Here is a 13,813-nt window from a genome sequence, read left to right as displayed (position 1 = left end):
TGGGCTTTTACTTAAAACTCGTAACTATAACTAATATCAAAGTTCATACCGACTTCTTTAGAGCGAACAATAATATCTGATTGCGATACTTCCTGATCTTCATTAAGTAGGTTTTTAACTTTAAACTTCACCTTAGAGTTAAAGTCAGGGTAAAAGGTATAAACTAAATCAAGTGAATGAAATGGCTGCTCATAAGCATCATCTCGACTCGCAACACCTGCTGCTAAAATACGTTCACCAAATACGTTATAAACCAAAGAACTACTGTGCATTCCGTCGAGTGAATCGTAGTTAAGTTGTAAATTAACTACGTACTCTGAATGACCCGTCATACGTTTTTTAGGGTTAGTTAAGGTGCCCGCAAGCGCAGGATCGATAGACGCTTCTGAATCACTCAAAGTTATATTACCACTGGTAAATAACCCTTCAGATAAAAACGTAAGATCTTGCAACCATTCAGCTTCTATACCGTAGACCTCAGCGGTTTCACCATTGATAAATGAGGCTGAATAGTCTTCATCGCCAATATTTAGAACCGTTTCAATGGGTGAAGTAATATCTTTGTAAAAGGCAGCCACACTAAACGAATTACCAGCTTCACCGTAATATTCATAACGTAGGTCATAGTTTTTAATTGGGCTACTTTTAAGCCCTGTACGGCCAAATGTTCTAATATCGGTAAGTGGGTCAAAGTAAGTAACCGGTACTACTTCACGAAAATCCGGACGAACTACCGTTTCACCATAGCCTGCACGTATTTGGTAGTTATCAGCGCCTACATAGGTAACAGAAAGCGCAGGGTACCAATCGTCGGAAACAATAGAGCCTGCTTGAATTTTTTCAGGGTCATAGAAAGTATTTAAGTCATCTTGATCAAATATTAGGCTAGATGTACCAATAGACGTTTGTTTAAATTGTTCATAGCGTACACCACCGCTAATTCGTAGCCATTGATCATAAAACACATCAAACGAGGCGTAACCCGCATCTACTTTTTGTCCTGCTAGGTAATCATCCGCATCAGGAGCTGTTGGTTCGTTAAAATCAACGAGTATCGCGTTATTATTAATAAATTCATCGCTTAGATACCCGCTATTATTTAGCGCATTATCACTGCCATCATTTATAGTGATACCAGCACCACCACTGTTATTAATAGCAAAACTTGAGGTATTAAAAATACGCGCTCTATCTGAAAAGTCATACCCTACTTTAAATTCAACATCCATGCTGTCAAAGCTAAGCGGTAAGTTTAAATTACCACTGTAAGACTTAACTCGTTCTTCCATGTTGGTGTATGACATAATCACACGGTTATCATCACCCGTGATTTGAGAACCTACATACGACCCGTCTGTGTTGTACTCATCGCGAAATTCAAAATCAGCATTCGTCGGAATATCCGTTGTTGCCTTCGCTTCGGTATACTGCCAATCAGCGCCAATCCCCATGTAATCTAAAAAGGTGTGCTGACCAATAAACTGGGTAATATTGAGTTGTCGCTCTTCGTAGTTAAAAGTATGGTTACGATTAGCAACGCCATCCCCTGCAATACTAAATGTTGAACTACCCGCTGGACTTTGCGAAATAGCAATTTCAGACTCATCTTCATTATCAATAATGTATAGCTGCTGCGCTGATATACTGTGAGTACCTAAGGTATAGCCTAAACTAAATGACGCATTATAACGCTCGTTTTCTGTGGTCACTTGGGAATTTTTTACAGTATTAAAACATGAATTTGCGACATCATCTGCAGTATTTAGCGCTGTCGTACAGTCAATTTTACCGTCTTCATTTTTTAAATCTTGGCTTATCACTGAGCTAAATCGGTCTTCAAAATCCCACTCATTTTTATAAGCGCCAGAAAGCATAAAGCCTAACTTGCCGCCAAAGTAAGATTCGCTAAAGCTATCACCGTAATGGGCTTTAATATTGTATTGTGGATCGAGAGAGTCTTCTTTTAACTCATAACCACGCGGTAACGACTTAAGCAATTCGTTATTAATCGCAGTCGCTTGCTCTGCACGCGTTGTGTCACCATCGACTAAGCCATCGCGTTCTACTATGTTGCCAATACCAAAATCACCTCGGTATTGTGTTATTGCAGATGATAACGCATCAGGTAGTCCGCTTTCTTTACGGTTGTAAGTAAAGCCGTCGCTTGCAGCAGTGTTATAACCAACACCCGCCTCTACACCCGCTGTAAACTCGTTCGGTGCAGTTTTGGTTCTAATGTCAATATTACCGCCACCAAACGCGGCGGGCATATTTGGTGAGTAAGCTTTTTGTACTGCCATGCTTGAAATTATACTAGCGGGAAAAATATCAAGCGGGATCACATTGCGAGTTAGATCGGGGCTGGGTATGTACGCGCCATTTAAACGTGCGCTCGAATAACGTTCACCTAAACCACGTACATAAATGAACTTGCCATCAACGAGGGTCAAACCGGTTACACGCCTAAGGGCAGAAGCGGCATCGCTATCGCCAGTACGTGCTAATTGCTCTGAGCCTAAAATATCGGCTACAAAGGCTTGATTTTTTCGCTCTTCAACCACAGCAGCAGCACTGCCTTGTAAGCGCGTACCTACTGCCACTACTTCTTCTATTTCTTGGGCTACATCAACATCATTTTGCGCAGCAAATAGGCTTACAGATTGGGCACACAGCCCTAAACCAATCGCCCATGTAATTTGATTAAGTCTATGCTTTTTAGACATAAGATACATCCTGATCAGATTATACAAAAGAGGCGCCAAACGCTTATTATGCAAGCTCCAAGGCGCCTTCAGAAGTTTATAAATAGTGCTAAATTAGTCTGCGTTAGCCGCGGCTACTGCTGCTTCAACCCATTTATACCAATTTGACGTTGTATCCTGGTCCGATACGGCACCGATGTAATTTACCGATTCAAAGAACGAATCTGTTGTACTTAAATCAGTGGCTGTAACGCTCACATCTGTAGAAGCCGTATTAGTAGCAAAACCATTAGCAGCAAGTACAGAGACATCATCTGTTAAAATTTCACTCGCACCGCCATTTTCAAACCATGCTGTTTTAGTTTGTCCTGCAAGCGGACCACCAGCAAAGGTATCTGTATTAGCGAAATTATTTGAACATGCCATTACTGAGCTAGTAAAAGAAATGTTATCGGCTTGCTTTTCACCATCACCCGAGAATTCGATACATTGTGTATTAACTGCGTTTTTCTTAACAATTAACGCGTTATAAATGCTTGAATTAAATTGATCATCAAACTTGTAAGCTTGTGAAGGGTCATCATCACGAACTGAATTGTCATCAGTAGTAATCACAGTCACATTAGCAACCATCGGGTTTGAAGGTGACACTTGAGCAGAAGATGAACCTTTAACGCCGTCAGACTCAAAACCATTATTACCCATATTAACCACAGAACCATCGTTAAGCGTTACCGTACCGTGTTGAACAAATAAGTACTGCGCCTTACCTTGCCAACCGGCATCAAAGTCAAACGAATCATCTTGAGTATCAGTCACTGCAATATGCTTAAGCGTGGTTGCACCACCAAAGATTTCAATACCGTCATCAAAGCCTTGGTGAATATGAATGTAATCAAACTCAGAGCCTGAACCAACAGCATTAAGTGTTAATGAATTTAAATCATCGCCTTCACCACCTACGCGAGGGCCAGAGCCTGCATACCATACTTTAGCCCATTTAATATTACCGCTTGAATCGCTATTATCGTTACCACCAAAGTAGCTTGTTATACCTTCAGAGGCTACGTTACATGTACCGCCATCACGCTCTGCATCTGTACATTGGTCAGTAATACCTTGACCATTAATGATAATGCCACCCCAGTCAGCATAACGTGCACCTTCACCAGCTGTATCAAAACGGTCAAAGGCATTAGCTGAGGTAAATACTACTGGCTTTTCTGCTGTACCCACGGCTTGAATTTTTGCACCACGTGCAATACGTAAAATCGCTTCACCTGATTGAAACGCAAGCGTTGCGCCAGGCTCTACAGTCATAGTTGGGCCATTAGTTGGAATAGAAAAGCCATCAACTGTGTTGCCATCTTCACCAATTTGCAGGGCATCAGCAAATACATGTACACCACCGCCAGGTAACTCTTTAAAAGTAATGTTGTTAGTAATTGAAATAGTTTTACTTGAAAATGAATCGTTGTATAAGCAATCTATACCACTGACCACGCCTGTTACCGTGCCTGCATCTGATTCATAGCTTGCACATACAGCCTCATCATCAGTTGTTGAACCGGTGTTGTTATTAGAATTATTAACACTGTTGTCTGTACTGGTGCTGTTATCATTAACGGTTGGTGTAATTTCTATATCACCACCACAACCAGCAAGTGTCATTGCTGTAGCCACTAAGCTGATTTTGAATAAGCCAGATAATTTCATTGTTCACTCCGTAAAAGTATTTAATTATTGTGTTAGCGCATTAAGTAATAACTTAAGTCACTTTAAGGCACGATACTCATGCATTAAGGTCACTTGAGTTATCGAATACGAAGTACAATACGGGAGTGATATGACAATGAAGTTACACTTTAATAAACATAAAATGACAATGTTAATTAATTAAAAATCAATTAGTTATTTTAAAAATGCAAGCAAAAAAACCACACTAACCGAATGTTAGTGTGGTTTGAGTAGTGCAATTATGAAATGGTTTTTAGTGCGTCAATTAAGAACTAATAATCGCACTATAAAAATTAAAGCAGTGTTGTTTTTAATGTTTGCGCATGCACTTTTTCGCGTTTTACATATTTGATCCATTGCTGGGCTAAACGTTGCGACTTTTTGTGCTTTTCGGCTTGTTCAAACGCAAGGATAGACGCATCAAAATTTTGTAAATTGTATTGCGCCATCCCTAAAGCAACAAACGCATTTGATTCAAAATCAAGGCCGCCTTTATCCAGTGCCATTCGCGCTGCATCGGCAGCTTCGTCATACTGCTCTGTGTTTACATACACTTCAGCTAAGCGCTGGTCGTATTTACCATGCTCTGAACGCTCTGCAGCTTTGGTAAAGTAACTAATCGACTTAGCATCTTCTTTAGCTTGTACCATGGCCTCGGCTACAAAGGCATAATTTTTAGCAGTTGGTTCAGCAATCCCCTGCTCTATTGCTTTACTCATTACACTGGCTGCTTTATAAGCAAGCTGATTATATAAATATACCTGCGCAAGCTGCCTTAGATCAGATTTAGAGGTTAAAAATCCTTGCTGGTAAGCAGCCTCTAAAACACTAAGCTGCTGTTTTTCTTGCCCAGTTTCACCATACATACCGGCTAATTGGACCCAATACTCAGGTTTATTGTAAAGCTTTACCATACGCTCAAGTACGCTCACTACTTTATCGGTTTGGTTAAGTGAGTAATACATAGCGCGTTGCAGTACCAGCCAGTTTTCTTTGGGTACTTTGCCTTCGCTATCACTTAAGTTAATGGCTTGCGTAATGTAACTCAGACCTTGCTCATAGTCTTTTAATTGATAGTAGGTTTGCGCCCTTAATAAATAATAGGCGTCGGTTTTAGGCTTAGTGTTTATAGCATCCCATTTGTCTAAAAATGCAATCACCTTTTTATAGTCACTGTTAGCCATAGCAAGCTGCGCTAGGCTGAATGTTGTGCTCAGGCGTAGTGTTTCTGGAATACCGTCTTCGGCAATCACTTTTTCAAATGAAGCAATCGCTTTTACAAGGTCGTTTTCATTGTAATAAATAAACCCATAAAAGTTATGCATCATCGCAATTTCATAAGAGTTCATACTTGATGAGCGCGCTTGTATGCTGTCAAGCGCAGCCAAGCCCGCTTTACTGTCGCCATCATCCGCAAGTTTTTGGGCGCGAGCCAATTGGCTGTATACTTTTTCACGCAGTGCGGGTACTCGTGTTGTTTTTTGCTGTTCAGCGGCCTGTACTGTCGCCAAATTTACACCCGGAAGTACACTTAATGCACTTGGTGTAACAATACTGGCACTGATTGCAACAGTGCACAGCATACTTAGCTTTAATAGCTTGGTTGTTAGTTTTAATTTCATAATTGCCTCACTTTCATTCTTTGCTTACTTAACAGAATTAACCATTAATTTGAAAAGAAATTTTATTTTGCACACCGGCTACTTCAACGGCTTCACCATTAACCACGCGCGGTTTATATTTAAACTTAAGGGCCGCATCCATCGCTGCTCTGTCAAACAATGACTCTGGCTCGGCCATAATAACTTGCGGGTCTTTCACTGTGCCTTGCTTTGTCACTGTAAATTCAACAATGACATACCCTTCAATACCACGCGATAACGCACGCCTTGGGTATACCGGTGCTACTTTTACTATGGGTAAATACTCACCATCGCTGGTTTCTAACGCTAAACCACCCGCTAGATTTACATCCGCATCGACATTGGCAGCAAAATCAAAGTTGTTGCTGGCTGCGTTGTTATCGCTACTTTGCATTTGTGGCGATTCCATTGTCGGTGGTGGCTCTTTAGGTGTTGGTGGCTTTTGTGGTTTTCGCTCCTTTTTTTGTACCGTTTCTTCTTTTTTCAAACGGACAAAATCTAACACATTCCCTTTGGCAGGCTCCGTCATGGCGCCTTCACCACCGGTGATCAATGCCTGCATACCTAAAAACAGCATAAAGGTCACCACACCCGCTATAATTAACGCAAGTACATAACGCATCACTCGTTACCCTTCTTGAGCCGCTATTGAAACATCAAATACACCCGCTGCACGCGAGGCATCCATGACTTTTATCAAGGTTTCTGTGGTGGCTTTTTTATCAGCTTGAATAACTACACTGCCTTGTGGATTTTCAGCTTTTAAGCGCTCAATGTTGGCTTGTACAGCGCGTACATCAATTTGACGTTTATTGATCCAAATTTCGCCTTGATCTGAAATGGCCACTAATATGTTAGCCCGCTCTTTTTTTACTGCGGTTGCCGCTTCTGGACGGTTTACATCAATACCCGCTTCTTTAACAAATGAGGCTGTCACGATAAAGAAAATAAGCATAATAAATACAACATCCAGCATAGGGGTCATGTTTATTTCTTCTGCTTCGTCTTCTTGGAATAAATTACCTAATGGGGCTCTCATGTTATTTCTCCTAGAATAAGCGGTGATTATGTTCACCGCTTTTCAATAATTATTTAGTGGTCTAACACCATAGTGTCTTGCAACAATTCAACTTCACGCTTTGCTTTTCGTTGTAAATAGGTTGAGGCAAACACCCCAGATAACGCACCGACCATTCCTGCCATTGTCGGTATGGTTGCTTTTGACACACCTGATGCCATAGAGCGTGCGCTGCCTGTACCTGTAATGGCCATTACATCAAAGACTTCTATCATCCCTGTAACTGTGCCAAGCAATCCTAATAGTGGACACAGCGCCACCATTACATTAATCAGCGGTAAATTTGCGTTTAAACGCATGCTGGCGCGTGAAACCATGGCTTGGCGTATTTGCTCTGCGTTCCAGCTGTTGCGTTCACTGCGCGTTTTCCACGTATTTTTAACGTCTTTTTTGTAGTGCCGATAGCCATTAAAAAAGTACATAAATCGCTCGAGTATCAATAACCACATCGCGAAAATTAACACGGCAATGACCAAGAGCACTTGGCCACCCGTGTCGAGAAAATCACGGATAGCATTGATTGAATCAATCAATAGCACCATGGTTTAGGCTCCTTTCTCGCTTCGCTCGGCAATAATACCTGCACTTTGTTCTTGTAAAATAAGCAGTAAACCTTTTGAGCGAGTATTCAATAAGGTGTATAAAAACACCGTTGGAATGGCAACAACAAGACCTAATACCGTAGTAACCAGAGCTTGCGAAATACCGCCCGCCATTAGTTTAGGGTCGCCAGTACCAAATAAAGTAATTGCTTGGAAGGTATTAATCATCCCGGTTACCGTACCGAGCAAGCCAAGTAATGGCGCTACCACAGAGATAATTTTAATAAGCGTTAAATTACGGGTGATTTTTGGCATTTCGCGTAAAATGGCTTCGCTTAACTTAAGTTCAAGCGTGTCGTAGGCCACATTTGGGTATTGATCTTTCACTTTCATGACGCGCCCTAACGGGTTGTCATCACGGGCTGTATCGTCTTTTAATTGACGACGGATTTTTCCACCCATCAGCATGAGCGATACAAAACGCTCTAGCGCAATTAATAACGCTAATAAACCAACGCCTAAAATAACGTAACCGACCGCACCACCTTGATGAACTTGCTCGCTGGTATCAGGGGCTTGTACTAACAAACCTAAAATTGAGCCGCCTGTTGGGTCAAGCGCAAACGGTACAACACCCGTGTTTGCTTGCTGCAAATCAGCCGCAGTCGCAGTAAAGCGGCTACTTGGTTGGCGAGTAAGCTGGCTAATGGTATTGGTGGCCGGTGTATACTCTAAGTACTGACCGTCACTAATAAGGTTAAATGCACCCACACGTACCACTTCTTTTTGTACTTTATTGCCCCCTTCAACAATTACATCAGTATTGAAGCGGCTTACTTTTCCTTGTTCGGTCATTTCGCGTTGTAGCTCAAACCAAACCTTTTCTATATCTTCAATAGACGCAAGCTTTGAAGTTGAACCCATTTTTTGCGCCAATTCGTCCATAAAAGTACTACGCCCAGGTAACTGTGCCGATACCACAGAGGTAGCAAACTTGTTACTTGAATCGCCAGCGACTTGTTGTAGCACACCAAATAGCTCTTTTAATGAACCCATACGCTTTGATAAGGTATCAGTTAGATTAGCCAATTTAATTTCGTTTTCTTCAAATTGCGTCTCTAAACGCTCTGACTCGCTAAGCATTTGGTTACGTTTAGCTTGGGTGTTTTTAAGCATTTGCACTTGTTCATTTTGGCGTGCTGCAAATTCTTGTTCACGTTGTTTATTTTGCTCTGATTGCGCTGATTTACCCTGCTCTAAGGTTTTTAATAAAGCATCTAAATTCATCGGCTCAGCGGCAATGCTGGTGCCCACAAAGCTTAAGCTGGCTGCAAACACGGCCATTTTTGTCATTTTCGTTAATAATTTCATGGTAAACCTCTTATTCTGCAGCGTGAATTGGCAGTGTTAACATATCGGGGGCAAGTTGTTTGCGAGCAATGCGAAGCCCTTTATTAATTTGGCTTATGGTTGAATCTGGTAGCGCAACAAACGACTGTGACTGCTGATCCCAACTACCTGCTTGTTTACCATCGCGGGTGAGGTAAATTAGCTCTAAACGACCAATGCGTAGAAAGTCGACTTCGCGTTCTTTATTATCCACATCAAGCAATGCGGTATACGCCTCAATAGTGCGTCCGTAGTCAACCTCAACTTGGTAAGCTTCTAAAACACGACGAAATTTTTCACTTGATGAAATATCAGCACGCGCCATCATTGCATTTAATGATTCAAGGCGCTGCTTACGCTCTTGCTTTAAAAACGGCACATCTAAGGCAACAAACTGTTCAAGCCCGGTGATCATACGAAGCATTAAAGGGGTTATTTGGCGTTCAATTATCGATACTTGATCCATCGATAAATTAATCGACTCCATCTCTTCTATTTGATTATTTAACTGTTTGGTAAGCTGTGCGTTATAAACGGCTAGGCCATCTATTTCTTTATTTAGGGTTTTAAATTGCTGTAAACGCCCTTGCATTGAATCTGCAATCTTGTCTATTTTTGTTTGTGATTGCGCAGCTAAATTATTAATTTCGCTGCTTTTCTCAATTACCGTGTTTAAATCATTGGCGTGGACTGCTGCACTTGCGGCTACAATACCAGCTAAAATTAATGGTTTAACGCCTTTCATCGTATACACCTTTGCTCGTTAATTAGCGGATTTGCTAGTGTTTATTAATCGCTTTAGCTTGTTTACAAAAAAACAATTTAAAGCGAGATAGTTTCAATGAGCGAAAGTGTATAGATTAAAAATGACAAGCGTGTTGCGTAAAAAAGTCGCTTTTATGACAACGGTAATAAATTAGCCTTATTGGCCTATTTTACAATTCAGGGATGAAAATAGTGGGATTAAGTTTACAAGTATGATTGTATTTCAATCAGGGTTTGTCGCCAATCTGTGTAGTTAATAGCAATAGGGTAAGCGCGATTGTTATGTATTAATACTAACGACGGAAAACCTTGAATAGGTAAACTGCGAACATAGTTAAGCTCATCATCAAAGCGACGCTTAAGCTCATTAGAGTGTAACTGTTGAGCAAATAAACGGGGATCTAAACCAATTTTTTCGCTCAGTTTAATTAAAACCGCTTCATCCGATGGGTTTTGTGCCTGTAAATAATATGCCTGCTGTATTGCCGCTATCATCTGTGGTTCTTTGTTGAAGCTGCGGGCAATTAAAGCGGCCCTGCAAGAGGGATAGGTAGAACGGCGAGGTTGGCAGTCTCGCCAAAAATCAAAGTTAAACTCTGTGCCTAACTGGCTGCTAATTTTTTGCCATATGGCTTGTAGTTGCAACTGCATATCCTGACTCATTGGCAAGTCAGTATCTGCAGCTAAACCACCCACTCTGTACTCAATGGGAAGTTTGTTTGCCAAGGCAGCCTCAAGCGCATGCCATGTAGGTTTATAACCCCAGCACCAGCTACACATAGGGTCGTGTACATATATCAATTTACTCTGAGGCGTGTTGATCATGTACAGATACCACCTTATTTCTACCTTGCGCCTTAGCGCTGTATAAATACTGATCCGCTTGCTTTAACGCATTATTATAATCATCTACACTGTTAGCCTGAGCAATACCCATACTACACGTTAATGATACTCGCTGATGTTTGTCGGTTAGCATCACATGGTTTTGCACACATTCTCTAAAACGGTTGGCCAAAATGCTGGCCTCAAGGGTTGTTTGTTGCGGTAAAATAACCACAAACTCTTCGCCGCCATAACGTGCTTTAAGCGCTGTTGCAGGAAACTGAGACTCTAATAACTTAGTAAATTCAATTAAAACCGTATCACCAAAATCATGTCCGTAGGTGTCGTTTAATTGTTTAAACTTATCTAAATCAATGAGTAAAATAGACAGCGGCAAATAATGTTCTGGCCTTGAAGCAGCGAGCTTTAAAAAATGTGAGGTAATAAAACGACGATTAGGCGCCCCGGTAAGCTGATCGGTATGAGCATGCTGTTTTTGCTCTAAGGTGATATCAGCAATGGCAAGGTGGCTTCGGTGACGAAAATACTCACCTATAAACGAAAACACTAACACCAGTGAAAATGCAGCAACAAAACGGGTCTTTTCTACCGCGCCATAAATAACTTGCCCCATATCAGGGCCATACAACATAACAATACAGCTCAATAACATGGCACTGCTTAACCAGGCGCCAAACTTCACACCCAGTATGGCAAATACAGCAACGGGATAAAACATTAGCCAATATAAAGCAGTGTTTTCTTTACCGCCGGTGTATACCAAAGCTAAGCACATCACAAATACAATCACTAAAGTGATGAGGGCGATTGCATCAATCTGCTTTGTTTTCATAAAATAAATAATACACCCTACAATCGTTACGTTAACCACAATTAACGCAATAGTAAGGATTGGTGCATACACGTGATGATTGGCAATTACTAAATAGGTAATTAACACCAAGGCAATCGCTATCATGGTAAATAACGAAAATACTTGGCGTTGTTTATCAAAGCTATAAACGCTATCAATATTGATTAAATTGAGCCAGCTTGGCTTATTTATTTTTGTTTTACTGATCATACTTTGAATTTTTTAACCATGCGTTCTAAGTCACTAAATTGATGCTTAAGTTTGGTACACTCTTCCAAAGTAAGATTTAGGTTTGATTGGCCTTGAGTCGATAAGTCGCTGATAACGTGAATATCACTATGTAATGACTTAACCACTTGGTTTTGCTCATCCGTAGCATTAGCGACACTATGATTGGCGTCGGTTATTTGCTTTATCGCGCTGATTATTTGTTTCATTACATCGCCAACCGCATCCGCTTGCTGAACACTTTTTTCACTTTCTTCTAAACTGGTTTTCATAAGCTCAACGGCAGAGCTTGAACCTTTTTGTAATTCAATGACGGTGTTTTCTATTTCTTGGGTTGATTGCTGAGTACGCTGTGCAAGTTGCCTTACTTCATCAGCGACAACCGCAAATCCTCTTCCCGCTTCACCAGCACGAGCCGCTTCTATCGCCGCATTTAAAGCCAGCAAATTGGTTTGCTCACTCACCCCTTTTATTACTGCCAATACATTTCCTATATTAGCGGTATGCGAGTCTAAACTATTTATGGTTTCTTGCGCTTGCTCTATATTTTGTGACAGTTGATGAATACTTGAAACGTTGTTTGTGAGGGTCTGTTGATTCTTAGCACAGTATTGATCTGCATCTTTGGCAAGCGTCGAGGCATTACTGGCGCTGGTTGAAATTTCTGTTGAGGTAGCTGAAAACTGATTAATTGCCGACGCCACACTGTTGGTGCGCTCACTTTGGTCATCATACATAGTTAATGTTGAGTCTGTCTGCGTAACCAATTTAGCAACTGCCGTTTCCAGTAACTGCGTTGAAGATTTAACCTGAATTATTGAATTTTGGATTTTTTCTATAAAAATATTAAACGAATTGCTCAATTGACCAAATTCGTCATCGTTTTCAACGCTTAACCGACAGGTTAAATCGCCTTCACCCTGCGCTATATCTCTAATGGCATCATTGAGACGATACATAGGGCGCATCAAATAACGCAGTAAAAATTCCAGTGACGCAACAATCACTAAAATACCAATAATTAAAAATACAATTGCCTTTTGCCCAAACGAAGAAACACTTGAATACGCTTTATCTTTATTGACTACTACACCTAAATACCAATCAACGTTTTCAATACCACGAATTTTAGTAAAGGATACCAGCGAGGTTTCACCTGCTACTTGATACTCGGTGAATTCTCTTGCTAACGGTGCATTTTTACCAATTAAGTCAGCGACTGTTTTTGAATTTAATTTACTATCAGGGTGACTTAATATTTGCCCTTTATTATCAAGCAAAAAACCATAACCGAGTCCTAAAAAATCAATATCTCCAATAATTTCAGCGATGGTTTGCATATCAATATCTGCCCCCGCAACCCCTTTAAATTGGCCATTACTATTAATAGGGGCAACCGCAGAAATTGTCAGTTCGTTGGTCGTTACATCGATATAAGGCGTTGTAAAAGCCGTTGTTGTTTTATTTTCTACTAATTTATACCAAGGGCGACTAGTCGCATCAAAATCGCTGGGGAGTACAACACTCTGATCATTTAAAATAAATGTACCCGATGATTTACCTATGTAGGTATTTTTAAAATCTCCCGCAAGCTCAGCGGTATTTAATTGCGAAAGCGTTAAAGACTTGGCATCGTCATCTTGGTATGTTTTTGCGATAGAGATCACAATCGCTAATTTATTATTTAGCCAGCTTGCAATATTTTTAGAGACAGACTCAGAGTTTTGCTCTAGTACTAGCGATAACTGCTCTTGAGTTTGATGCCGCATTGAAAAATAATTATTTATGGTGAAAATACCTAGCACTAAAACTAACACTAATGATGCAGCAATGGTGATTTTGGAGGTGAATTTAAGCGAGCTAAACATAAGTACCTTAAGTATTAATCATTATTATCAGTGTCTTTTTAACAAATTTTTAACTGAATGTCTTAGCAAATATGATTTCAATGAAATTAAAGAACAAAAATAATAATAAATAACTAGTTCTTTCAAGGGTGACTTTGCCACAGTGCGTTTAATTTTTAGACT

At 40.6% G+C, this 13,813-nt stretch carries 11 protein-coding genes; all 11 read right to left on the bottom strand.

Features of this window, described 5'->3' with window-relative positions; translation table 11 throughout:
- Positions 1-11: 11 nt before the first annotated feature.
- Complete coding sequence (locus PISS_RS18660) at positions 12-2,723, bottom strand: TonB-dependent receptor domain-containing protein (protein WP_024601015.1); 2,712 nt, start codon at positions 2,721-2,723, stop codon at positions 12-14.
- Between the two features lie 93 nt (positions 2,724-2,816).
- Entirely contained in the window at positions 2,817-4,418 is a 1,602-nt protein-coding gene (locus tag PISS_RS18655; protein ID WP_058156067.1) for a hypothetical protein, read from the bottom strand.
- A gap of 314 nt (positions 4,419-4,732) precedes the next feature.
- Positions 4,733-6,061: a tetratricopeptide repeat protein gene (locus PISS_RS18650; RefSeq protein WP_058156065.1), complete on the bottom strand. Its 1,329-nt coding sequence runs from the start codon at positions 6,059-6,061 to the stop codon at positions 4,733-4,735.
- Positions 6,062-6,098: 37 nt separating this feature from the next.
- The gene (locus tag PISS_RS18645) at positions 6,099-6,704 is read right to left on the bottom strand and encodes an energy transducer TonB (protein WP_058156063.1); all 606 of its coding nucleotides are present in this window, start codon (positions 6,702-6,704) and stop codon (positions 6,099-6,101) included.
- A 6-nt stretch (positions 6,705-6,710) separates the two neighbouring features.
- The gene (locus tag PISS_RS18640) at positions 6,711-7,121 is read right to left on the bottom strand and encodes an ExbD/TolR family protein (protein ID WP_008111500.1); all 411 of its coding nucleotides are present in this window, start codon (positions 7,119-7,121) and stop codon (positions 6,711-6,713) included.
- A 53-nt stretch (positions 7,122-7,174) separates the two neighbouring features.
- Positions 7,175-7,702, bottom strand: coding sequence for a MotA/TolQ/ExbB proton channel family protein (locus tag PISS_RS18635; RefSeq protein ID WP_008111501.1), 528 nt, complete (start codon positions 7,700-7,702; stop codon positions 7,175-7,177).
- A gap of 3 nt (positions 7,703-7,705) precedes the next feature.
- Positions 7,706-9,073 (bottom strand): MotA/TolQ/ExbB proton channel family protein, encoded by a 1,368-nt coding sequence (locus PISS_RS18630; protein WP_058156061.1) that lies wholly within the window; start codon positions 9,071-9,073, stop codon positions 7,706-7,708.
- 10 nt (positions 9,074-9,083) lie between these two features.
- Positions 9,084-9,836, bottom strand: a complete 753-nt coding sequence (locus PISS_RS18625) for a DUF3450 domain-containing protein (protein ID WP_058156055.1) — start codon at positions 9,834-9,836, stop codon at positions 9,084-9,086.
- Between the two features lie 224 nt (positions 9,837-10,060).
- A complete protein-coding gene (locus PISS_RS18620) occupies positions 10,061-10,681 on the bottom strand; it encodes a DsbA family protein (RefSeq protein ID WP_058156053.1) in 621 nt (206 codons plus the stop codon).
- Positions 10,659-11,765, bottom strand: a complete 1,107-nt coding sequence (locus tag PISS_RS18615) for a GGDEF domain-containing protein (protein ID WP_016900176.1) — start codon at positions 11,763-11,765, stop codon at positions 10,659-10,661. The genes PISS_RS18620 and PISS_RS18615 overlap by 23 nt, the downstream gene beginning before the upstream one ends.
- Positions 11,762-13,651, bottom strand: coding sequence for a methyl-accepting chemotaxis protein (locus PISS_RS18610; protein WP_058156052.1), 1,890 nt, complete (start codon positions 13,649-13,651; stop codon positions 11,762-11,764). Before PISS_RS18610 ends, PISS_RS18615 begins: the two co-directional genes overlap by 4 nt.
- Between the last annotated feature and the right edge of the window lie 162 nt (positions 13,652-13,813).

Origin of the sequence: Pseudoalteromonas issachenkonii (assembly GCF_002310795.1) — a bacterium.
GTDB classification, from domain to species: domain Bacteria; phylum Pseudomonadota; class Gammaproteobacteria; order Enterobacterales; family Alteromonadaceae; genus Pseudoalteromonas; species Pseudoalteromonas tetraodonis.
This window is presented reverse-complemented; position numbering and strand designations above follow the sequence as displayed.